Raw genomic sequence first — 22,766 nt, 5'->3', positions numbered from 1 at the left:
ATGCCGCGCCCGCTCACCGTCGCCGCCCTGCAGACCACCCATGACTGGAACCAGACCGCGACGGTGGCGCGCGTGCTCGATCTCGCCCATCGCGCGGCGGACCGGGGCGCGCAGCTGGTGCTGCCCTCGGAGCTGTTCGAGGCGCCCTATTTCTGCAAGACCGACAATCCGAAATATCGCGAGCTGGCACGGCCCCTGGCCGGCCATCCGACCGTCGCGCTCTTCCAGAAATTCGCGCGCGAGCGCGGCGTGGTGGTGCCGGTCTCGATCTATGAACGGGCCGAGGACGGTCTCTTCAACACGACCGCGGTCGTCGATGCCGACGGCACGCTGCTCGGGCGCTATCGCAAGTCGCATATCCCGCAGTTCCCGGGCTATCGCGAGAACGCCTTCTTCGCGCCCAGCCAGGAAGGCCCCAAGGTCTGGGCCACGCGCCATCTCAAGCTCGGCGTCGGCATCTGCTGGGACCAGTGGTTCCCGGAGCAGGCGCGCATGATGGCGCTGATGGGGGCCGAGCTGCTGGTCTATCCGACCGCGATCGGCAGCGAGGTCAACTCCAAATGGGACAGCCGCGACCAGTGGCAGACGGTGATGCGCGGCCATGCCGCCGCCAATCTGGTGCCGGTGCTGGCCGCGAACCGCACCGGCCGCGAGACCGACGACGGCGTCACGATCGATTTCTACGGCAGCTCGTTCCTGACGGATCATGTCGGCGCCATGATCGCCAGCGCGTCCCGCACCCGGGAGGAGATCGTCATCGGCACCGTCGACCTCGACCTGGCCTATGACGCGCGAGACTATTGGGGCGTCTATCACACGCGTCGGCCGGAGATGTACCGGCAGATAGTGGAGACGCCCGTGGGCCCGCCGCCACGGTGATGACGGCGCGCTACGCAATGACCGAGCAAGCGCGACACGACTCCACACGGGACCGTGCCATCGGTGCGTTTGTCGGCCTCGCTGTCGGCGATGCCATCGGAACGACACTCGAGTTCAGCAGGCGCGATAGTCGGCCCCCGTTGATCGATATGGAGGGTGGCGGACCATTTCGCCTCCAGGCGGGACAATGGACCGACGATACGAGCATGGCGCTCTGCCTCGCAGATTCCCTGTTGGCTTGCGGTGCCCTCGATCAGCGGGATCTGATGCAGAGGTTCATCAGATGGTGGCGCTACGGTGAGAATTCCTGCACAGGCGATTGTTTCGATATCGGCGGAACCACGCGCGACGCACTTGCGCGCTTCGAGGATAATGGCGATCCGATTGCGGGGTCGGTCGATGCCCATGCCGCCGGTAACGGGTCGCTAATGCGGTTGGCGCCCATTTCGATCTTCTTTTGGGCAGACCCCGTCGCTGCGGAGAACGCGGCAAGGCGCCAAAGCGCGACCACGCATGGGGCGCGGGCTGCCATGGACGCCTGCGGATATTTCTCGACGCTTCTGATTGAAGCCATTCGAGGGGCCGGCAAGAAGGACGCTCTGCGCCGGCGTAGCCTCGGTCCGAGTTCCGAGATATCGGCAATCGCCACCGGATCATGGGAACGGAAGGAGCGCGATCAGATCGGATCGTCCGGCTACGTCGTTCATACGTTAGAGGCGGCTCTTTGGGCTGTGGCACAAGCTGAAGATTTCAAATCGGCCGTGTTGCTGGCGGCGAATCTCGGCGATGATGCCGATACGGTGGCCGCGGTCACCGGCCAGCTTGCCGGTGCGATATGGGGCGTCGCCAGCATCCCGAAACCTTGGCGCGATCGCTTGGCTTGGAGCGAGCATATCGAAGGCCTGGCAGCGTCGCTCTTCGAACGCGGGATGGCCTGACGCCTGCGGGCCCGCCGCCGCGGTGATGCCGGTGCGCTGACGCGCAACTCGCGAATGCCCCTCCCCCTACCCCCTCCCGCAAGGGGAGGGGGCTGGTTCGTTTTTTACATCTCGTCTCTTTCCTCGGACGAAACCGCCAGACGGGACAACCAAAGTCCACGCCCCCTCCCCTTGCGGGAGGGGGTAGGGGGAGGGGTCCGCACACAAAAGATTCGGCGAAGCCGTCTCCCTCCACGAAGCCTTCCACCGGCCTGGCCGCCGTCCTTTCAGGCTTCTTCGCCAGGTCCTACGGGCGACGCTCCCGTCACTTGATCTCGATCCGTCGCGGCTGCGCCTCCTTCGCCTTCGGCAGCGTCAAGGTCAACACGCCGTCCTCGACGTTGGCGCCGATGCGCTGCTGGTCGATCTTGTTCGACAAGGTGAAGGCGCGCGAGAAATGGCCGACATTATATTCGGTGTAGAGCGGCTCGAGTCCCTCATACTTCGCGAAATCGATGCGCGCCTCGACCTTGAGCACATCGTTCTCGATATTCACGTCGATAGCCTCCCGCTCGACCCCCGGCACTTCCATCACCACGGTCAAAGCCTCTTCGGTCTCATAGATGTCGGTCGCGGGCACATAGTAGCGCGCGGGCACCGTCTTCTCGCCTTTCGCGGCCAGCTCCTTCTTCTCCTGCACCTGGAGCTTGGGTTCATTGGCCATGATCGCCTCCTCTCGGCTCAGGAAATCTTGATGGAGCGGGGTTTGTCCTGCTCGGCGCGCGGCAGGAACAGCGCCAGGACGCCGTCGCGGTACTCGGCCTTGACCCGGTCCGCATCGACCTCCACCGGGATGCTGATGGCGCGATCGAACTTTCCGGCCAGCCGCTCGCGGCGATGCAGGCTCGCCTTCCCGCCATAATCGACCGACTTGGTGCCGGCAATGCGGATGGTGCGGTTCTTCACATCGACGCTGATGTCGTCCCTGCGCACACCCGCCAGCTCGGTGACGATGACGATGTCGTCGCCCTGCCGGAAGACGTTGAGCGGGGGAAAGGCGCCGCCGCCGCTGGGCCCCGGCTCGAGCCAGGGGCTGGTGCGCAACGAATCGAGCGCCTGCTGGAACTGGAACAAAGCGTCGAAAGGATCCGAGAACATCAATGCCATGATCGATTCTCCTGAGCGAAGCGGTTCGACTGTCGGGGCTCAGTCCGGTGCCGGCGTCAGAGGCCCGGGAAGACCCGCGGCCAGACCGGAGCCGGCGACGGCATGAGATCGCGCCGGTCGGGACCGGGCGCAGAGTCACGGTCGAGCCCGCCGGAGTCGGCCGATCGGGGCGCGGGTGTCGATGGGATTTGCGAGGCGGGCCAGGGGGCCCGACGGGCCTGCAATAAGGCCGCCAGCGAAGGCTGGCTGCGGTCGATTTTCATTGCCACGTCCTCCTCCGAGCAACATGGAAACCTACAGGTCAGTGCCGGATCCCGAATGGGCACCCGGCGAAATTCGAGTTGGTTTTCCGGCGACAGCCCTTCAAGAGGGTCCGCGCGCGAAAATTTCAGTCAGAATTCCTGATGATCTTAGTCGGAAAAGAGCGGCCCCCGTGGCCTCGTGGTGCCCCGAGGCGCCACTCCTATCGGCTCCCGCGGGGGAGGCGGTGAAAGACTCAGGCGAACCCTTCCGCCTTGTCCCGGGCGACCGCCGCGGCGTCGCGCTTCTTCGGGTCGCCCCAGCCGCCGCCGCCGGCCCCCTGGAAGCGCATCACGTCGCCCTTCTCGAGCTTGAGGCCGTAGATCTTGCTCTTGAGCGGGCGCGCGTTGGGCTTGCCGGGATTGAGCGAGATGGACCCGGGCGCGCCGGGCCCGCCGCCCTCGAGGCCCCAGGGCTGCGTCTCGGGGCGCGTCTGCTGCACATAGGCACCCATGATGGTGCGGCCGGAGAGGAACTGGTAGTCGCGCCTGATGCCGAGGCCGCCGCGATGCTCGCCCGTTCCGCCCGAGCCCGCCACCAAGGACGTCTCCAGAATCCGCAAGGGGCTCAGCGTCTCGATCACCTCGGCCGAGAGGATCGCGCAATTGCCGCCATGGGTGTCGATCGCGTCGAGCCCGTCGCTCTTGGCCGAGCCGCCCATGCCGCCGCCGATGATGTCGGAGATGACGTAATAGGGGGCGGCCCCGTTCTCGTCGCGCCGCTCGGGCCGGTCGTCGAAGCCGCCGGCACAGAAGGTCGGGAAGCTGATCTGGCAGCCGGCCGAGGCATGGTCGGGGGCCAGCGGCGCCATCGCCTTCAGCACCGCGTCGGCCACCGCCTGCTGCGTCAGATGGCGCACCGAGACGGCCCCGGGCCGGCGCGGATTGAGCATGGTGCCTTCGGGCGCCAGCAGCTCGACCGGGCGGTTGCAGCCCTCGTTCTGCGCGATGTCGGGCGCCACGATGCATTTGACCGCGTAGTTCGTCATCGACAGGGTCGAGGCCGTCGGGCAGTTGAGCGCGTTGTCGCGCTGCGGGCTGGAGCCGGTGAAATCCACCTTGAGCTTGTCGCCCTTGACCTCGACCGTCACCGCGACCGTCAGCGGCTCGTCACTGGTGGTGTCGTCCTCGATCTTGACGCTCGCCGAATAGCGCCCGTCCGGCATGGCGGCGATGACGCGGCGCATGTAGGTCTCGGCATAATCGAGGCAGGCGCCGGTCAGTGCCCGCGCCTCTTCCACGCCATAGCGCTTGAAGAGCTCGGCCAGGCGCCGCTCGCCCGTGCGGCAGCCGGCGATCTGCGCGCGCAGGTCGCCCTGGCAGGAGGCGGGGTCGCGCACATTGGCGGCGACGATGTCGAAGATCGCCTGGTTGGGCTTGCCCGCCTCGACCAGCTTCAGCGGCGGCAGGATCAGGCCTTCGGCGAAGATCTCGCCATTGTCGGCGGCCTCGGTGCCGGGGATCTTGCCACCGATATCGACGTGATGCGCGATGGTCGAGGTGATGCCGATGAGCTTGCCCTCGAGGAAGATCGGGCTGAACAGCACGATGTCCATCGTGTGGGTGCAGCCCTTATAGGGATCGTTGCAGACCAGCACGTCGCCGGGCTTCCACTGCTCCAGCGGAAAGGCCCCTTTCATATGGCGCAGCGCCGTCGACATGATGCCGAGCTGGGCCGGGATCGTCTCCGCCTGCGCCATCATCTCGCCCTCGGGCGTGAACAGGCCGCAGGCATAGTCGTACATGTCCCAGATGATCGAGGAGAACGCCGCGCGCCGCAGCGCCATCGACATCTCCTCGGCGATGCCGACGAGCTGCTGCTGGAACACGTCGCGGCTGATGGGGTCGATATTGCCCTGCGGACGGAAGGTCATGGCTCGGTTCCTCGATCTTCGGCGGCGAGCGAACTCGCCATCTCAGTGTATCCTCGCCCCCTCCCCTTGCGGGAGGGGGTAGGGGGAGGGGTCAAAAGGGTCATGAACCGCTTGGGGTTCATTCCGCTTTAATAGCAATCCGGATCACCGCGCGCTTGTCCACCCGCCCGCGCTGGCCCGGCAGCACCACGATGGTCGAATCCCGCTGCATCACGATCGCCGGCCCCGGAATCTCCTGGCCCGGCTTCAGCAGATCGCGGCGATAGATCTTGGCCTCGCTCCAGCCCTGGCGGTCGAAATAGACGCGGCGCGAGCCGACGGCCTGCGCGACGCCCGACACGAAGGCGGGCTCGGGCGGCTGCGGCGGGCGCTGGATCTTGCCGAAGCCGTCGACGCGCAGATTGACGATCTCGACCGGCACCGACGGATCGGCATGGCCGTAGGAGCGCTCATGCGCGGCATGGAACTCGGCCGCGACCCTGGCGCCGTCCCACCATCCGGAACCGTTGGGCTGCGACAGCGGAATGGTGAGCAGATGGAACTGCCCGACGCAGCGCATGTCGGCGGCGAAATGGAAATAACGCTCGGTCGTCGGCACGCCGTCGGCCTCGAGCTCGTGATCGAGCTCGGCCTTGAGACGGGTGAGTTGCGGGCCGATCTCGTCGGGCTTGAGCCGGGCGATGTTGCGCTGGAACGGCGCCTGGGCCGCATGGCGGATGTCGGTGAGGAGCAGCCCTTGCGCCGCGAACACGCCCGGATTGCGCGGCGCGATCACCTCGGCCATGCCGAGATCGCGCGCCATATAGGGCGCATAGAGCGGGCCGGCGCCGCCGAAGGCCAGAATGGCGAAGCCGCGCACGTCATGGCCGCGCTCGACCGACAGCGACCGGATCGCCTGGATCATGTTGGCGTTGGCGACCGAGATGATGCCGAAGGCCGCTTCCTCGAGCCCCAGGCCCAGCGGCGTCGCGACCGAGCGCTCGACCGCCTTGGCCGCGAGATCGGGGTCGAGGCGCATCTCGCCGCCGAGATACTCGTTGGGATCGAGCAGCCCCATCACCACGCCGGCATCGGTCACGGTGGCGTCGGTGCCGCCCTGGCCGTAACAGGCCGGCCCCGGCACGGCGCCCGCGGACTTCGGGCCGACGCGCAAGGCGCCGCCGATATCGACCCGCGCGATCGAGCCGCCGCCGGCCGAGATGGTCTCGATGTCGATGGTGGGCAGCCGCAGCGGCTGGCCGTCGATCTCGCGCTCGCGCACCATGGTCGGCACGCCGTCGACGATGACCGAGAAGTCGGCCGAGGTGCCGCCCATGTCGAAGGTCACCATGCCTTTGACATCGAGCGCCTTCGCCAGGTCGGCGCCGGCGATGACGCCGCCGGCGGGGCCGGAGAGCAGCATATGGGCGGGGTTGTCGCGCGCCGCGCGCGGCGTGGCGACGCCGCCATCCGAGCGCATGAGGCGCAAGGGGCCGCCGAGGCCGACCTCTTTCAGGTTAGTTTCGAGCCGGCCGATATAGCGGTCGATCACCGGGCCGGCATAGGCCGCGACCGCCGTGGTGTTGGCGCGCGGATATTCCTCGATCTGCGGATTGACCTTGGCCGAGAGATAGACCGGGACGCCCGGCAGCTTCGCCTGGATCGCCTCGGCCAGTTTGGTCTCATGGGCGGGATTGAGATGCGCGAAGGCGAGGCAGATCGCGACCGCCTCGGGCTTGAGCGCCACCACGGCCGCCGCGACCCGCTCGATCTCCGCTGAGGTCAGCGCCGTCACCACCTGGCCGAAGGCGTCCACGCGCTCGACCGCCTCGACCGTCAGCGAGCGCGGCACCACCGGCGCCGGCTTCCGCGCGGTCAGCGAATAGAGATCGGGGCGCATCTGGTTGCCGATCAGCAGCAGGTCGCGGAACCCCTGCGTCACCACCAGCGCCGCCTTGGCCCCGGAGCGGGTCAGGAAGGCGTTGGTGCCGACCGTGAAGCCATGGACGAAGAGGTCGATATCGCCGGCCGCGATGCCGGCCTTGGCCGAGAGCCGCTGGATGCCCTCGCGCACGCCGAGCGCCGAGCCGGTCGCCTGGCTGGGGACCTTATCGATGAAGACCCGGGGGCTGGCGGCCGAGCCGTCAACCAGCACCAGATCGGTGAATGTTCCGCCCACATCGGCTGCAAGGTAGCGCATGACGGGGTAATCTAGAGAAGCTGCGGCATCGGGGCCAGGGGGCCGAATGGTGACACCGGCCCTCACCCGCAAGGGGTATTTCATTCTTCCCCACGATCCCCTCCCCCCTCGAGGGTGACGGTCAGGCAAGGGGATGCGCCAGCGACTCAGGGCCGAAGGGGAGCCGGCGTTGCCCCTTCCTCGATCCGCACCCGCAAAGGGAACGAGATCGAAGAGAATCTTCCTTCCTCTCCGGCCGCCGGACGGAGCGAGGTGAAGGAATGCTCAGGTCCGGGCGGTTGCCGATGATCTATTTCGTCGCCATCATCGGTGGCGAGGGAGATCTTTCGAGAATCCCGGTGCCCCGCCATAGGGGCGCGGTGCGCGTCATCGCGCGCGGCGGCGGCGCGGCGGGGCCGCGCGATTCACGATCCGTGGCACGCCCCGCCCTGGAAGATTGGCGTTCGGAGGGAGAAAAGCATGAAGCGGGATTGGCAAAAGATGGGCGCCGCGGCGCTGCTGGCGCTGGGCTTGGGGGCCGGGATCGCCATCGGGCCCGCGCCGGCCCAGGCCGCGCACAAGACCGTCATGATGGTGACCTGGAGCGGCTGCGAGGATGTCTGCAAGGGCGTCAGGGACGCCATCGCCGGGAACAACATCGACGCCGAGGTCATCCTGCGCGACGCGGCCCAGGATAGAGACAAGCTCGCCGGCTTCGTGCAGGAGGCGCGCGCCCGGAAGGTCGACGCCGTCGTGACCTGGGGCACCAAGGTGACGCTCGGCATGGTCGGCACGATCGCCGAACAGGACGACCCGGACTTTCTCAACAACATCCCGGTGGTCTTCACCGCCGTTCCCGATCCGATCGGCACCCGGATCATCCAGAGCTACGACTGGACCGGCCGCCCCAACGTCACGGGCACCCGCAACCAGACGCCCGAATCGGTCAGCATCAAGTCGATCCGTCGCTACATGCCGGGCTTCGATCATCTGGGCATGCTGTACGATCCCTCCGCGCCCAACTCGATCATCAAGGTCGACGAGGTGAAGGCCCTCGCCGACGACCTCAAATTCAAGCTCGACGCCCTGCCGCTCGATCTCGACGCCAGCGGCGCTCCCACAGTGGCATCGATCGCGCCCAAGATGGCGGCGCTCAAGGCCGCCGGCGTGCAGTGGGTCTATCTGGGGCCGAGCCCGTTCCTCCAGAAGAACCAGGACGCCTTCACCAGCGCCGCGGTCCAGAACGGCCTGGCGGTCCTGAGCCCCGACCCGCATCCGGTGACGCACAGCCAGGCCCTGATGTCGGTCACGGCGCGCGACTACGACGTCGGCAAGCTCGCCGGCGAGCAAGCGGTCAAGCTGCTCAAGGGCGCCAAGCCCGGCAACCTGCCGGTGCTGGCGATCGACCATTTCGCCTATCTGGTGAACATGAAGGTGGCGAAGAAGCTCAACCTCTATCCGCCGGCGGCGTTTTTGCAGGTCGTGGAAAAGGTGGAGTAGCGGAGCGGTCCGGCCCGGGGTCGTCGTCCCGCGTGCCCATCCCGATAGCCGCGCCGGTTGCCGCGCGGGACGAACATACCGGTAAGCTCGCTGCCCGGCAGGGGGCGCGCATGAGCAAAAGGTGCAAGCCCCGCGCCCATGGCCGTTGCCCCACCCGCCCAGATGGGCTCAACTCACAGCGAGACTCTACCAATCGCTGGATGAGAAACGGGGCTCACGTCACAATCGGTATGGGTCCCAGAAAAGCAAGGCCTCACTCCCCACTGGCAGCACAATATCCCGTTTTGCCTCGAATACGTCGAGATCAAATCCAAACCAGAAAACTTCGGTTGGTTAGCTGCGCTTGAACATTTGAAGAAGTTTGGGATCACGAACGATTCCGACCGAGTGGGCATGGTCGTTGATTCCGACTTGGGGAATATCGATGCCTACAACCAAAGAAAGAAACCCATCGACGGCGCTGAGTTTCTACCCACCATGGTTACGTTGGTATATGCCAGTGGCGACGTAGGCAAGGACAGTATTGTCAACAGATCCCTGTCTATTGCTGATTCTGTAGCGACTCAATGCCTTGATGGAGTGGAGTCGGGCGCCGTGCCCTTCAATCTTAAAATCATCGACTGTCCTTGGTTTCAAGGGCTGCGCATTATCAATCCCAATCGGATTACAACATGACGCGGTCGCCGCCCTACCTCTCCAAGTCCCCCAGCACCATCCGGTTGAAGTCCCAATGCATCCGGTCCCAGAAGGGCGAGTAGAAATGCGAGCGGTGGGCGGGCGAGCCTCGCGCGCGCTGGACGGCTTCGCAGATGGCGTCGTCCTCCTGGCCCGCATGGAGTGAGCCGGCGATGCTTCGCTGCCGCATCGCCAGCGCGCTCGGGTCGCGCGCCGCACCCCCGTTGTAGTAGCTGGCGATCCGCCACTCGCAGCTCCCCGCATCGAGCGGCGCCAGGATGCGGACGCGGAAATGCGTCGGGAACACCAGCAGCGCCCAGTTCGGATAGATATTGAGGATATAGGAGACCGCGACCGGCTCGCCGGTCCGCTTCGACCGGATCTTCGGGAACGTCACCGCGGGGTAGGTGTTGCTGACGCGCGCCGTCTCGAAGCCCAGCCCCTTGACGATGCCGTCATCGATCTCGGTGAAGGTCTTGTTGCCGGCCGCGTCGACGCGCGGCACATGTTTCGACTGGCGATACATCTCATGCACGAAGCCCTCGTGATAGACGTTGGGCGCGTAGTTCTCCCAGAGCGCCTTCCAATTCGCCCGGGCGAGCACGCGGTGGACGCCGTCGCCCTCGGGAACGTCCATCGCCATCTCGAGGCCCGAGAGATCGTGGTCGGCGAAGAGGGCGATCAGCGGCGCCAGGAACTCGGTCAGCGGCGCGCATTTTCCGGAGAGATCGGCGAAGACGATGTCCTGCCAGAGGCCGGAGCGGATCTCCACGAGATCGCCGCCCTGCGCGCGCAAGGGCCCGACATCCGGATCGGGCGTCCCGTCCCAGAACGGCGCCTTGATGAGGCGGCCGCGCAGGTCGTACTGCCAGCCATGATAGGGCCCCTCGATCGGCCCCGGCCCCGACCGGCGCTTCAGCACCACCGGGCAGCCGTCATGGGCGCCGACATTGTGGAAGACGCGGAGGGCGCCGTCGTCGCCGCGCATCAGCAGCAGCGGCATCCCAAAGATCTCGACCGGCGCCGCGTCGCCGGGCGCAGGCACGGAGCCGCCGAACCCGACCGCGACCCAGTTGCGGCTGAAAACCCGCTCGACCTCGAGCTCGAAGAAGCCTTGCGAGCGGTAGGCGATCTGCGGAAAGGTGCGCGCCGTCTCGATCGGCGCCCGGATCGCGCGGCGATCCGCCTCGGTCAGGAACGCATCGACGGAAGACATGGCGCTCTCTCCCCCCTGAATGAGCAGGCCCGGAATCCGCACTCGCGATGAGGGCATGATAGGGCCTGCGGGGCCCCCGCACAAACCCGGGGCCGGCGGCGATCTTCCTGTCCGTCCGGACTTGCGCGACATCCAAGAAATACGAGGCCGGACTATTTTTGCTCACCGGCTGCATGTTGATCCAAGTCAAGGTACCGCGCCGCCGGAAAGCGATATGTTTTCCTATTCCTGATTTCTGATCGATCCAATGAATGAGGACGTTGTCGTGACACCGCGACACCATGCGGAAAGCGCGATCCTCCCGTTCGGAGCCGATGAAAATCGCTTCTTCAGTCGAGAGAAATCAGGTCGGCGGATCACTTTCAGCCACGGAAAGCCGGCCAATAGGGAAATGCCCGATCAGAATGAAGACAGCGCGCAACGACCTTGAAAGGAAACGGAGATGAAGACATCGCGTCTCATGGCGGCCCTCGTTCTCACCGGACTTCTTGCGGGACCGATGGCGGCCTGTTCCAGTACGCCAACGAGTCAAAGCACCGGCGAATACATCGACGACGCGACCATCAGCAACAAGGTGCGCGCCCAGCTCATCGGCGATTCAGAGCTGAACGTCTTTCAGATCGACGTCGAGACTTTCAAGGGTGTCGTTCAGTTGAGCGGCTTCGTGAACTCGGCGACGGCGAAGGAGCGGGCGGCGAGAGTGGCTGCCGGTGTCCAGGGCGTGAAGGAGATCCGCAACAACCTGATCGTCAAATAGCGGGAGGCGGTTCCGGCCGCCACACAGGACTCTCTCATGGCTTTGCGGATGCGGGTGACCCCGACCTGGCTGTCGTGTTGACGGGCGTTGCCCCCTGTTCACGCCTGCAAAACCGATCGCTTCGACACAACCCGTTTCGAAGACGTAGCGTCGTGGCTCATCCGATCACGTCACGCTTGCGGGTGCCCTCAGCGCGCCGTCTTCGCCGGCCGCGATGGCGAGCCGAACGATCGGCGGCCAAGGATCAATAGGCTGGGACTATGGCCTGGACCTGAAAACGCGCCATGGGGCACCCTGCCGGAGTCCGTTGAGACGAGCGCCTCATACCCGGCTCTTCGGTCCAGGCAACTTGGACCAATCGAGGCCGAGTTCCTCGCAGATCCGGCGCAATTCCTCCGGAGCGATATCCTTGTGCGAACCGCTCAGAGGCGCTTGCGATGTCCGCCCCTCTCGATGCACCGTCACCATAGCTTGGCCCTCGCCGCGCTTGTGATGCTCCTGCTGGTCGAAGCGACATCCGTGCTCCGCCAGCCATTTCCGAAATGTAACGCTTTCCATTGCCGTGCTCCTGCTCATGATATGACCTGTCCGGCTGGCGTAGGTCCGTCGGCCACCGGGCGCCGCGGATCGGTAAGCCGGCGACGAGAGCATGAACGCCTAGGCCCGGCGGCGTCTAGAGTCTGGTCTTGAGCGCCAGGCGGCCGGCAGACGCGGCAGACGCGGCAGACGGCATGGCCGGGATGTGCCAAGTGCGGAAGTGCGTTTGTCGTCAAGTTTTGAGCCAATCGACCATCATGCCGGCAGACCCGCATTCCGCATCCCGGCCATCATATGGTCGAGATCTGCGCCCGACCTGTACGGCTCTACCACCGCATATCTTCGTAGATTGAACCCGGGCTCCATGTTGAGCGCAGCGGCCGCTGTGGCCCTCGCCTCAGCCGGCCGACCTGACTGAGCATAGCTGGCTGCAAGATAGCGAACGACATACGTTGGCCGCACAATCATCCGTTCGAATGCGGCTGATGCCTCTGCATATTGCCCCAGCCCATATAGGGCCAGACCGCGATGGTGGCGGTACCAATTAGGCGGGCGCAGATTGAGCCGCTCCGCCCGGTCGAACAGGTCCAACGCCGCCTGCGGCTGGCCGGTAAAATTCTCCAGAGCGCCTCGCTGTACGAGGAGATCGGGGTCGTTCGGATTTAACTCTATCGCCCTGTCGAGTTCGAGCCTCGCGAGATCGAACGACTTTGCACAAAGATAGTTCGCACCGAGCACGCAGTGGCAGACCGCATCGCTGTCATCCAGTGCCACAGCCTTCACCGCGCTTTCCAATGCACGATCCAATCCGGCCTCGGCGGAGCCCGCCCGATAGACATCGATCCAATGGGATTCGCCGAAGGTATCGGCGAGATGAGCATGGGCCTGCGCATAGTTGGGATCGATCTCGATCGCCTGCTGGAACAGTAGCCGCGCCGGCACAATGTCGTCACTGCCGGCTCTGTTCAGGTATTCCAGGCCGAGATGCAGTAATTCATACGCCGCCAGGCTCTCCGTCCGCTTGCGACGCGCTTGCTCCGTGGCAGCGGCACGGATCTGCGCCGCGACTCCTGCAACGATTGCTGCAGTCAGCTTGTCCTGGACCTGGGCCATGTCCTGTATGTCGCGGTCGTAACGCTCGGCCCACAGATGATTCCCGGTGGCCGCGTCGATGAGCTGCACGGTAATGCGAATTGATCGGCCGATTGTTCGCACACTCCCCTCGAGGATGTACTGCGCCTTCAACGCTTGCCCCATGAGATTCACGTCGATCGCCCTATCGCGATACTGAAAGGAAGAGCTGCGCGCGATGATGAAGAGGCTATGAAAGCGGGACAACTCCGTGATGATGTCTTCAGCGAGTCCGTCGCCGAAGCTAGCCAGGTGCGGATCGGTACTCATGTTGACGAATGGCAGCAGCGCGACCGCCGGCTTTTGCGCCGGATCGGTTAGCAACTCTCGCGATGCAATCGACACGAACGGGGCAGAATGCTTCGTATCTATCTGGGCCGACCTGGTGTCGCGAACCCGGCGGTAGAGATCTTGCGTTTCCGCATCCGGCTCCACTCCAAGTTCGCGACGAAGGATCTCGCGACAGGTCTTGTACTGCCGCAAGGCCAAATCCACCTCGCCCTGGGCTGCGTAGGCCTGCATTGCCACGCGATGGGAGGCCTCGCGCAGTGTATCGAGGGCCAGCAGGCGCTGGGCGGCCGTAATTGCATCGCCGCCGATCTGACGGGCGGCGAGTCGCTCGAACACATCGCTCGCCAATCGACGGAGTCGATCACGTTCGGCGGCCGACCATTCCTCGAATGCCGGGTCCGACAGGTGAATGCCATCGAGAAAGTCACCCCGATAGAGATCTGCCCCCTTTCGGAGTTGCTCGAAGTCGTTGGAGGCCGCCAGCCGTTCGAAGCTCCACACATCGACATCGACGGCCGCTCTGTCGAGGACCAACCTGTCGCCCTCCGCGATGATCGGGAACGGCTCAACCGCCACGAGATCGTGCCGGAGCATCGTGAGTGATTGCCGCAGGCTATTGCGGGCATGCCCGTCGTCGCTATAGCTCCACAGGATGCCCGCGACCTTGTCGCGGGTAAGGATGTTTCCGGGGGCGACTGCGAGGCAAGCCAGCAGCGCTTGGGCCCTCTTGCTCCTGATTGTCAAAGGGCGACTCGACGGGAGGCGTGCCTGAAAACCACCGAGAAGACAGAGTACGAGCACCGTCATGGTTCATATGACCATTGAAGCGATTCCAACGCACACCGTTACTTTAAGCGCTTTTATACCGAACGGCACGGGTATTGCCGTGCTGCGCCCGGAGTTCTACTGAAATTCAAGCGTTTTTATAACGGCACTCATCGTAACTCCTACGAGCGTTGACTTTGCCGCCGCCGGCGACTTGATCGTCACCGCCTAGAGAGGAGGCCGCAGACATGATGTACCGCCCGCTACCGAATGGATTTATCGGCTTTGTCCTGCTCCTGACCCTACTGACGGCGTTTTCTGGCGAGACTGCTGCTGAGGATCTGAACGATCGAAGCCGGCTGGGCATGGGAGTACACCCCGACACCGTCTTGCCCGTGCAGAAGCCGTTCGGCTGGACAACGTCAACCGGCAGCGCTCAGGCGGCGCCACAGATCCTCGGTGTGGTCGCGAGCCATGGCCCCATCCCGCTCAATTGCCTCAACGACGGCTGCCGCGCCGATCTTAGTACTTTTTGCCTACAGCAATCGCGGGACAATCCGGCAAGAGGGCAGACCTATGTTCCGATCGAAGGCGCCGAAATTGTTCTGAGCGGCACAAACAGACTGGGCCAAAACGTGCGGCTATCGGCGACACCCTACCTCGAATTTGCTACCGATCGTGGCTTCACCGCAATCGAGGTAACGCTGCCGCCTGGGGAATTGGCGAAACTGGGCCTCTTTGATATCGCGATCGATATCGGCGAGCGGGTCTCGCTGGTGCCAATGGCAGCAGCAAACGACACCAATCCACAAACCGCAGCCGAGATCGCCATTGCGACCGGCACAGTCCGTGAGGTGGGGACGGAGTTCTTCGATCGGATCGACGAAGCTGGCGATGCCATCAGGCTCGCCAACCAGATGATCAATGCACTGCCGGCTCGCGGGCACTCGATCAATGATTCCGACGGCCGCGTGCTCGAGGCTGCGATTGCGAGCGAAACCGGACGGGCATCGGGCATCGAGGGCGTCACCCTGGCGCGCAAGATGTACGCCACTTGTGGAGCAAAGGTCGAGGTGAGTCATTACTTCGACAACGTGCGTTCCTGCCTCGAAGCCGCCCACGACGAGCTGGTGGCGAACACAAACATCGACCTCTGGAGATCGCTCAGCAGCGCCTATTGAAGATAAAGCGGATGTTAGCGCAAGAGCCTGTCCGGAGAAGTGCCATTGCTGTTGCGCGCACTGCGCGGGCTGTCGCGAATGCAGCAGGCCATTTCTTGCTGGCGTAAGTTGGGCTGGAAGGTGCCCATACCGCCTCGACCCGACTGTAGAATTTGGCCGTTATCAGGGTGCGTAGTTACTTCGCCGGTGAACGTCAGGAGCAATTCGTCTTCATGAGTGTCCTGAAATATTCGTAACGTTCGCCTCCCGGCATCATATCCGGACTCTGGTCCAGCAGGTGGACCGTCCGCTCGTCAACCGCGAGCCGATCGACGGAATCGAGCATCGCGGCGAGGATGCGACAGGTGCCGAGGGGGTGGCTGGCCTGAGGTTCGAGCGTTTCGCCCTCCGCCGCAGCGAACAGCGCAAGCGCCGGCAGCGCACCGAAGGCTGGCATACCGACCCGCATGGTCAGTTCCGCGGCGAAGCGATCGGCGGCACTCTCGCGTTCGCGGCTCACCGCCGGCGATTCCGGCGGCGGCATGTCGGTGTGGCCTAGGACGTGATGTCCGATCTCATGCGCTAGAACGAAGGCGATGGCCGAGGTGCGAAGGTTCGCGGCGTAAGATTTGAAATCCTCCTGGGCCGCCCGCGCCGTGGCCGTTTCCTCCGGGATGCCGGCGAACAAGGCGAACCGCGGCAGCGCATGCTGGCTCATCGATTGCTCGTTCCGGTCGATGGCCTCGTTGAGACTGGTCACGTAGGCCTCGAACTTGTCATAGATACCAGGGTCCTGCGCCGCGTAGTAGTCAGCCAGCACTTCGTCATCGCAGAGCTGGATCGCCAAGCCGAAGAACCCGAAGCTGACTTCGATTATGCGGCCGCTATCGTCTCGATAGGCGACGACACGGGTGACATCGTAGTCCATCGGAATCCGCACATCGATCTCGCGCAGGATTGCCTGCTCGTCCGGTGCCATGACTTCCATGAATGCGTCGAGCAGGGCATTGATCATGCGCATCTCGTCATCGCGCATGGATAGCGGAGCAGCACTATCGGGTTCAGAGGTCTGGGCGAGCACTGCCGACGCCGATCCCACCGCTAACACGAGCCCGGCGGCGAGCATGCATGCCAAGCGGCTCAGCGCAATCACGTCAGCGCTCGTCGGCGACGGTCGAGGTCATCCAGGGCTCGAGCGCTGTCAAAGTCGGGCGGACGTCGCCCGGCACCGAGCGTGGATCCTGCAGATAGGCGTCCTGATATTTTTGCCAAACTGCGAGATCCGCCTGGGAGAATTTCTCCAGCAGGAGCATGTTGCGCATGACGACCGCGCCTTCTTGCGCCTGCACCAGCTCGGCCTTGAGGGCGGTTGCCTGTGCGGAATCCTGCTTCAGCCGCTCCGTATCCAGCCGCGCGAAGGTATTCAGTACGCGCACCCAGTGGCGAAGGTCCGGCGCCTCCCCTTCTCCCAGATAGCTGAGGCTTCGGCTGCCTCCCCCCGCGCTCGCGGTCTCGACGGAATGCGAAGCCCGCGGCCCTTCTGTTATCTCGAGTGGTTTGGACAACGCGAAGGCCATTACGCCAATCCCCAGCGCCGCAAACACCGAGCCCGGCCCGACCTGGCGCAAGCTCACCTTCCAGTCCTTGAACTTGATCTCGGCGATCTGCGGATCGACCACTCCGACCATGAACAGCCGCCAGCCCAAGACCAGCGACAGCCCGCCGAAGATAACCACCAGAATGCGTTCGACAACGCGGCCGAGAAAAAGCGGATCGACATCCATGGAACCCCCCTGCGGAGTTCGGTTCCTTCTCGCTCCAATAGTGATGTGCTACCGATACGCGTCAATCACCGTGACAAGCTTCACAGCTACCACCCGTGCCGTCAATGCCGTTCGGCCAGGCTTAGCGCAGCGACGCCCGTTGGCCTGCCATGGCAGATAAAATACTCCAGACAGTGGCGATCGCCGCCAGCCGGAACCGGGCGGACGAGCGGTGCAGAATTGCGGCACCAGTCCCGCCGATGCCTCTACCGAAAGCGACAAGCCGTTCTGGCGTGCGTAGGCCGAAACAGGGGTCTAGTGCGCTGATTGTATGTAAAGACACAATGGGGGTTGGCGAGTGCGAAGACGACGCCAGTCGGCGTCAACTTGATGGCAGCAAGGTCTGTTTGGGTCAAACTCGGCAGTGCGTCGACCACGGTGAAGGGTCCGCTTCACCTCCGACAGCAGACTTCCTGAGCTTGGCGCGATTCGTCCGGGATGTGCCAGATCCAGACATTCGAATCTCCGCTCAGCATGGAGGAGGTCACGCTGGACGGTGGTCTTCTGATCAATAGGAATTCGTCAGATGGATCGAGCGGATCATCGCCGCAGCCAGCGCGTCGAATCGCGCAGCACACTTGCTTTGGATTACATAGGGTGAGCAGTTGCTGCGCTAGGGCAGCTTCGCTGCCTGCCAGACATTCAACAACGTATCACCTCATTCGTTACTCACACCTGGGCGGTCGCTGCCGAGGGCCACTTATAAGACCCGCACAACCAGCTTGCCGAAGTTGCGCCCCTGCAGCAGGCCGATGAAGGCGTCCGGTGCATTGTCGAGACCGTCCACCACATCCTCGCGATAGCGCAGGCGGCCTCCGCGAATCCACTGGCTCATCTCCGAATAAAAGGCTGGACGCTGGTCAGCGAACTCGCGCTGAATGAAACCGCGGATCGTGAGGCTCTTGGTCAGAACCTGGTCCATAACGACGGGCAGGCGGTCGGGGCCTGGAAAGGGAGCGCTCATGTTGTAGTCGGCGATCAGGCCGCAGACGGGAATGCGGGCGAAATCATTGAGCAGTGGAAAGACTGCATCCCAGACCGCGCCACCGACATTCTCGAAATATATGTCGATGCCCTTGGGGCAAGCTTCCTTCAGGCGCCGGGCGAAGTCGGGCGCGCGACGGTCGATCGCCGCGTCGAAGCCAAGGTTCTCAAGGACGAAGGCGCATTTCGCCAAGCCGCCAGCGATCCCCACCGCGCGCGCCCCCTTTATCTTGGCGATCTGGCCGACAGCGGAGCCAACCGCACCGCTGGCGGCGGCGACCACCACAGTTTCGCCGGGCTTGGGCCGACCGATGGTAAGGAGTCCCGCATAGGCGGTGAAACCCGGCATTCCGAGGACACCGAGCGCGGTGGAGACGGGTGCTGCTGCCGGATCGAGCTTGCGCAGGCCCTGGCCGTCAGAGAGGGCATAGCTCTGCCAGCCGGAATAAGAGAGAAGGATCTCGCCCTTGACGAAATCCTTGTGCCGAGACACGACGACCTCGGCTACGGTACCGCCGTCCATGACTTCTCCGATTTCCACCGGTGCCGCATAGGACTCCCCGGCGTCCATGCGTCCGCGCATGTAAGGGTCGAGGGAGAGAAAGAGGATACGAAGCAGAAGCTCGCCTTCCTTCGGCGCCGGAATAGTCACCTCCTCAAGGCGGAAATCGCTCGGCTTCGGCAGGCCTTCGGGCCGGCGCGCCAGCAGTACACGTTTGTTGATGCTCCCACTCATGGCAGTTCCTTTCGCAGGTGAATGCACTCAGGTGAACGGTTCGCCCGGTGCGCGCTCGCTGGCGAGACACGATCGCCAGGTCGCGAGACTCTTGGCCCGCGTCCGGTGGCTAACGCTCGCGTTGGCGCGCGGACTGAAATCCGCACCAGCAACCTGGTCGAGAGCCTATTCAGCTAAGGATGCACGATCATGGTCGAGGCGTCTATCCGGGCCGGACGTCCGAGTTGGGTCAAAGCGCGAAGTGGCGGCGCTCTGCGCCTAGGTCTGAAATGTGCCACTAGCGGACATCCTGTTGGTTTATCGAAGCGGTCGACAAACAGTCCAGACGCAATCGCTTGGCCCGAATCGAGGACTCAGGCGACTAAATCGAACCATAATTTAGCTACTTGTAGGCGACCGCAGCGCTCGACGGGCCCGTCAGCGGGATGATCTGAAAATCCCGGAATCCGACTTCGCGACACCAGCCCACAAAGTCGGCTCCCGAGTAATCGAAGGCATCGCCAAACTCGATCAGCATGTTGAGAGACATCATCAAGCCGAACGCATTCTCGCGCCTTTCATCGTCGATGAGCGCCTCGATAACCACAAACGCCCCGCCTGGGGGCAAGGCGTCATACGCCTTGCGAATGAGCAGCTTCTTTTTCTCAAGGTTCCAGTCGTGCAAGATCATCCCCATGGTGATGATCTCCGCCTTGGGCAATGGATCGGCCAAGAAGTCGCCACCGAGAGCCGTTACCCGGTCGGTCAGGCCCGCCTGCTGAATTTTGCGTGTGGCTATCGGCACGACTTTGGGGAGATCGAGACTGGCGCAGCGCATGTGCGGATTCGCTGCGGCGACCATGCAGGAAAGCTGTCCAGTCGCGCCACCGACATCGCAAAGGGTCTTGAACCCAGAGAAATCGAATTTCCGGGCAAACTCCTTGAAGTTTCCAGCAGAAATCCCCGACATGGCGTTCATAAACTGCTCGAGGCGTGCCGGGTCCGCGTAGAGCTTCGCGCACATCGGCTCTCCCGATTGCTTAGTTTCATTTTGCGGCATGCCGGTCTTGAGAGCCGCTGTGAGGTCTGCCCAGAATCGATACAGGCGGGCATTCGCCATCTCGAGGATGCCACCGATGTAGCCAGGGCTGTTTCGATCCAGAAAAAACGTGCTCTCGGGCGTATTCGAGTAGTGCGCATCGGGGCCGTCGCCGTCGCGTTGAAGAAACTTGAGAGCCACCAGTGCGTCCGGAAAGTCCGGAATGGCGCGTGGATTAAGTTGCAAAGCTGCGGCGATCTCTTTGCCCGTCATCGGCTGCATGGCGAGTTTGGTGAAGAGTTCCAATTCGACGGCTGAAAGCAGCGTCTTCGACGCAAAGAATCCCATCCCGACTTGCATGATATGTGACGGATCTAGCTCCGACATAATCGCCTCCTATTGGCAAGCGCCGCGCGCCAGCTCCATTGCTCAGCTGGCGCCAGCCACGCAACATGTTCTAGCGCTACTCCAAGCCAACCTTCGTTCGAGTGACGGGGACTAGACCCGATATTTGTGACAGCTGTTGGATTGGCCGGATTCCGCTTTCTCGTAAGAAGCCTGACATGGCAAGTGTCCGTTCCGGGCAATCTACATAAGGACAGGAAGCCGCGCCTAGCAGCCGCTTAAGGGCCGAAACCGGACGCCAAGTTCAGCGCGCGAGGACCGCCGCTTAGTGCCAAAAGCGGAAGGAGTGGGACATCATGCTGGCATCCCGGCCTTGCGCAGGCCGTCACGGACATAGTCGATATCTTCCGGCCGACTTCGCGGCAGGAAGTGCTGGAACTCCCACTCCAGCATTTCTGCTATTCCCGCATTTGGATCACCGATCCAATTCGCGCGCATCTGCGCCGCATATCGGTCAGCCTGAAGCCGTGCACGATCCAGCTGGCCGGCATAGGCAAAGGCACAGACGGCGGCCGCGCGATTCTCGTTGATTTCCACATCCGGCACTTTCTCAAACAGCGCCACGGATTCGTCATTTCGGCGCGCGTAGAAGTAGGCTTCCGCCAGATCGGACAGGAACCATTCCGGATGCGGTCTGGTATGCTGAATCACCGCCTCCGCCAACCGAACTGCCTGCTCGGGTTTACCCACATATATCAATGCCGTTGCGAATCTCAGTGCGCCGACGCCATCATTCGGATTGATAGAATATGCACGTTCGACGAGACGCTCACCTTCCGCGAAACTTCCCTCCCAGATTTGCGACCAACCCAAGAGGTTAAGGGCCTCGGCATTGTTGCCATCAAGCGCCACCGCCCGGCGTGCGTTCTCTCGACTTAGTGCGCGCAGCCGGGTGTATTCCTCTTCGCTGCCTTTGCAGAAGAAAAGTGCCATTCGGTTGTAGCAAAGCGCGATCCAGCCAAACGCTCGAGCATATTGTGGATCGATCTCGGTGGCGCGCTCGAAATTCCCGATGGCGCGCAGGTATACGTCCCGAGAAAAGCGCTCAACGACGAGCGCGGCGATACCGGACAGCACATGGTCATAGGCCTGCCAACTAGCCGGCGGCTTTGCTCGCGCCCGGAGCACGATGGTGCTGTCGATCTGGCCGGTCAAACTCGAGACGATTGTCGCGATGATCTCATCATGGATGGCGAAAACGTCCTCCATGCTCCGGTCATAGCGCTCTGCCCAGACATGCCTTCCCGTGGCAGCATCGATGAGCTGGGCGTTGATGCGGATACGATTGCCCATTTTGCGAACGCTGCCCTCCAGCACGAAATCAGCGCGGAGTTCGCGCCCGACTTGCTGGATCGAAACCGTATTGCCGCGATAGGCATACGACGAGTTTCGGGCTACAACCGCTAGATCGCGGAAGCGCGACAGCTCGATGATGATGTCCTCGGTAATGCCGTCGGAGAAATACTCCTGTTCCGGATCGCCGGACATGTTGGTGAAGGGCAGCACGGCGATGGAAGGTTTGCCGGCCGCGATTTTGGGCGCCACGACTGCAACGGTTGGTGTGTCGGTGACGCGATAGGCGCGAACCGGTTCGGCGATGTTTTTCAAGGTCTGGGGGCCAATGTCGACGAAGGTGGTTTTGATCTTGTTCTTGACCTGGTCGTAGGCCGTTCCGGACAACAAAATGCCGCCTGGCTCGGCGACGGCCTCGAGCCGAGCTGCGATATTGATGCCGTCTCCGTAGAGGTCGCTGCCCTCGACCATGACATCTCCCAGATTGACCCCGATGCGCAGCACAATGTGCAGGTCCTCGGGCTGGTCGGCGTTGGCGGCGGCCATGCCTTGTTGGAGATCGACGGCGCAGTGAACCGCGTTGACGGCACTTCCGAACTCTACCAGCACGCCGTCGCCGGTCGTCTTGAAGATGCGGCCCTGGTGTTTGGAGACTAGGGGGTTCAATACGTCACGGCGCCGTGCCTTGAGCGCCGCTAACGTGCCTGCCTCGTCCCGCTCCATCAGGCGGCTGTAGCCGACCACATCGGCGGCGAGGATCGCGGCAAGGCGACGCTGGACGCGTTCTTCGGCCATGGGGTGCGGCTGCCCTCAGAGGACGCTATGCCCCGGATTGTATGAGCACCCCCGAAGGGAGTCTATTCCACCGGATGGCCGCTTTGGGTCATCTGCAAAAGTGGCAGAAATCCGTAATTTGCGGCCGCTTGAGGGCTGAAACCGGACATAGGATCAGGCACGCGAGAATCGCCGTTCAGCGTCAAGTACCGAAGCATCGACCCCTTCAGTTCGTCGCCTTGCTTGAGCGATGACGCTGCGCACCGTCCGCGATGTCTCCCTTGAGCGCCACCATCACATATTGGAGGATCACGCGCCTATCGCTTAGGATGAAGGCTGCCGATCAACACGGAAACCGATTTTTTCTGGCCGCGAAACCGGGGCGGCCGCCTTTCGAATAGGCAGAT

At 63.4% G+C, this 22,766-nt stretch carries 17 protein-coding genes; 6 read left to right on the top strand and 11 right to left on the bottom strand.

Annotated elements, in window-relative coordinates:
* Both FRZ44_RS02480 and FRZ44_RS02475 read left to right on the top strand, forming a co-directional pair.
* Window positions 1-879 carry a nitrilase-related carbon-nitrogen hydrolase gene (locus tag FRZ44_RS02480; protein ID WP_151175685.1) on the top strand — a complete coding sequence of 293 codons (879 nt, stop codon included), beginning with the start codon at window positions 1-3 and terminating at the stop codon, window positions 877-879.
* Window positions 880-896: 17 nt separating this feature from the next.
* Window positions 897-1,817 carry an ADP-ribosylglycohydrolase family protein gene (locus tag FRZ44_RS02475; RefSeq protein WP_151175684.1) on the top strand — a complete coding sequence of 307 codons (921 nt, stop codon included), beginning with the start codon at window positions 897-899 and terminating at the stop codon, window positions 1,815-1,817.
* Between the two features lie 304 nt (window positions 1,818-2,121).
* On the opposite strand, the gene FRZ44_RS02470 is transcribed toward FRZ44_RS02475, so the two are convergent.
* The 4 genes from FRZ44_RS02470 to FRZ44_RS02455 all read right to left on the bottom strand — a co-directional run bounded on the left by FRZ44_RS02470 (window position 2,122) and on the right by FRZ44_RS02455 (window position 7,315).
* Window positions 2,122-2,520, bottom strand: coding sequence for an Hsp20/alpha crystallin family protein (locus FRZ44_RS02470; protein WP_151175683.1), 399 nt, complete (start codon window positions 2,518-2,520; stop codon window positions 2,122-2,124).
* 17 nt (window positions 2,521-2,537) lie between these two features.
* Window positions 2,538-2,963, bottom strand: a complete 426-nt coding sequence (locus tag FRZ44_RS02465) for an Hsp20/alpha crystallin family protein (protein WP_151175682.1) — start codon at window positions 2,961-2,963, stop codon at window positions 2,538-2,540.
* A gap of 496 nt (window positions 2,964-3,459) precedes the next feature.
* A complete protein-coding gene (locus FRZ44_RS02460; protein WP_151175681.1) occupies window positions 3,460-5,136 on the bottom strand; it encodes a hydantoinase B/oxoprolinase family protein in 1,677 nt (558 codons plus the stop codon).
* A gap of 118 nt (window positions 5,137-5,254) precedes the next feature.
* Entirely contained in the window at window positions 5,255-7,315 is a 2,061-nt protein-coding gene (locus tag FRZ44_RS02455; protein WP_191908377.1) for a hydantoinase/oxoprolinase family protein, read from the bottom strand.
* Between the two features lie 459 nt (window positions 7,316-7,774).
* Between FRZ44_RS02455 and FRZ44_RS02450 the strand changes: the two genes are divergently transcribed.
* Together FRZ44_RS02450 and FRZ44_RS02445 are read left to right on the top strand one after the other, a co-directional pair.
* Complete coding sequence (locus FRZ44_RS02450; protein ID WP_151175679.1) at window positions 7,775-8,794, top strand: ABC transporter substrate-binding protein; 1,020 nt, start codon at window positions 7,775-7,777, stop codon at window positions 8,792-8,794.
* Window positions 8,795-9,181: 387 nt separating this feature from the next.
* Complete coding sequence (locus tag FRZ44_RS02445) at window positions 9,182-9,469, top strand: hypothetical protein (RefSeq protein ID WP_151175678.1); 288 nt, start codon at window positions 9,182-9,184, stop codon at window positions 9,467-9,469.
* A gap of 13 nt (window positions 9,470-9,482) precedes the next feature.
* On the opposite strand, the gene FRZ44_RS02440 is transcribed toward FRZ44_RS02445, so the two are convergent.
* On the bottom strand, window positions 9,483-10,685 hold the full coding sequence (locus FRZ44_RS02440; protein ID WP_191908376.1) for an aromatic ring-hydroxylating oxygenase subunit alpha: 1,203 nt from the start codon (window positions 10,683-10,685) through the stop codon (window positions 9,483-9,485).
* A 442-nt stretch (window positions 10,686-11,127) separates the two neighbouring features.
* Between FRZ44_RS02440 and FRZ44_RS02435 the strand changes: the two genes are divergently transcribed.
* On the top strand, window positions 11,128-11,442 hold the full coding sequence (locus FRZ44_RS02435) for a BON domain-containing protein (protein WP_151175676.1): 315 nt from the start codon (window positions 11,128-11,130) through the stop codon (window positions 11,440-11,442).
* A gap of 792 nt (window positions 11,443-12,234) precedes the next feature.
* On the opposite strand, the gene FRZ44_RS02430 is transcribed toward FRZ44_RS02435, so the two are convergent.
* Window positions 12,235-14,208 carry a BTAD domain-containing putative transcriptional regulator gene (locus tag FRZ44_RS02430; protein WP_151175675.1) on the bottom strand — a complete coding sequence of 658 codons (1,974 nt, stop codon included), beginning with the start codon at window positions 14,206-14,208 and terminating at the stop codon, window positions 12,235-12,237.
* A gap of 206 nt (window positions 14,209-14,414) precedes the next feature.
* On the opposite strand from FRZ44_RS02430, the gene FRZ44_RS02425 reads away from it, so the two are divergent.
* Window positions 14,415-15,347 carry a hypothetical protein gene (locus FRZ44_RS02425; protein WP_151175674.1) on the top strand — a complete coding sequence of 311 codons (933 nt, stop codon included), beginning with the start codon at window positions 14,415-14,417 and terminating at the stop codon, window positions 15,345-15,347.
* A 193-nt stretch (window positions 15,348-15,540) separates the two neighbouring features.
* Here FRZ44_RS02425 and FRZ44_RS02420 read toward each other — a convergent pair whose 3' ends face one another.
* The 5 genes from FRZ44_RS02420 to FRZ44_RS02400 form a co-directional block, all read right to left on the bottom strand.
* A complete protein-coding gene (locus FRZ44_RS02420) occupies window positions 15,541-16,479 on the bottom strand; it encodes a M48 family metalloprotease (protein WP_151175673.1) in 939 nt (312 codons plus the stop codon).
* A gap of 1 nt (window position 16,480) precedes the next feature.
* A complete protein-coding gene (locus FRZ44_RS02415; protein ID WP_151175672.1) occupies window positions 16,481-17,110 on the bottom strand; it encodes a hypothetical protein in 630 nt (209 codons plus the stop codon).
* Window positions 17,111-17,849: 739 nt separating this feature from the next.
* The gene (locus FRZ44_RS02410) at window positions 17,850-18,869 is read right to left on the bottom strand and encodes an NADP-dependent oxidoreductase (RefSeq protein ID WP_151175671.1); all 1,020 of its coding nucleotides are present in this window, start codon (window positions 18,867-18,869) and stop codon (window positions 17,850-17,852) included.
* Between the two features lie 382 nt (window positions 18,870-19,251).
* Window positions 19,252-20,274: a methyltransferase gene (locus FRZ44_RS02405; protein WP_151175670.1), complete on the bottom strand. Its 1,023-nt coding sequence runs from the start codon at window positions 20,272-20,274 to the stop codon at window positions 19,252-19,254.
* 312 nt (window positions 20,275-20,586) lie between these two features.
* The gene (locus tag FRZ44_RS02400) at window positions 20,587-22,380 is read right to left on the bottom strand and encodes an adenylate/guanylate cyclase domain-containing protein (protein WP_151175669.1); all 1,794 of its coding nucleotides are present in this window, start codon (window positions 22,378-22,380) and stop codon (window positions 20,587-20,589) included.
* Window positions 22,381-22,766 lie beyond the last annotated feature (386 nt).

The organism is Hypericibacter terrae (genome assembly GCF_008728855.1).
GTDB lineage: Bacteria > Pseudomonadota > Alphaproteobacteria > Dongiales > Dongiaceae > Hypericibacter > Hypericibacter terrae.
Note: the sequence above shows the minus strand (reverse complement) of the source record. Positions and strands in the feature narration are given on the sequence as shown.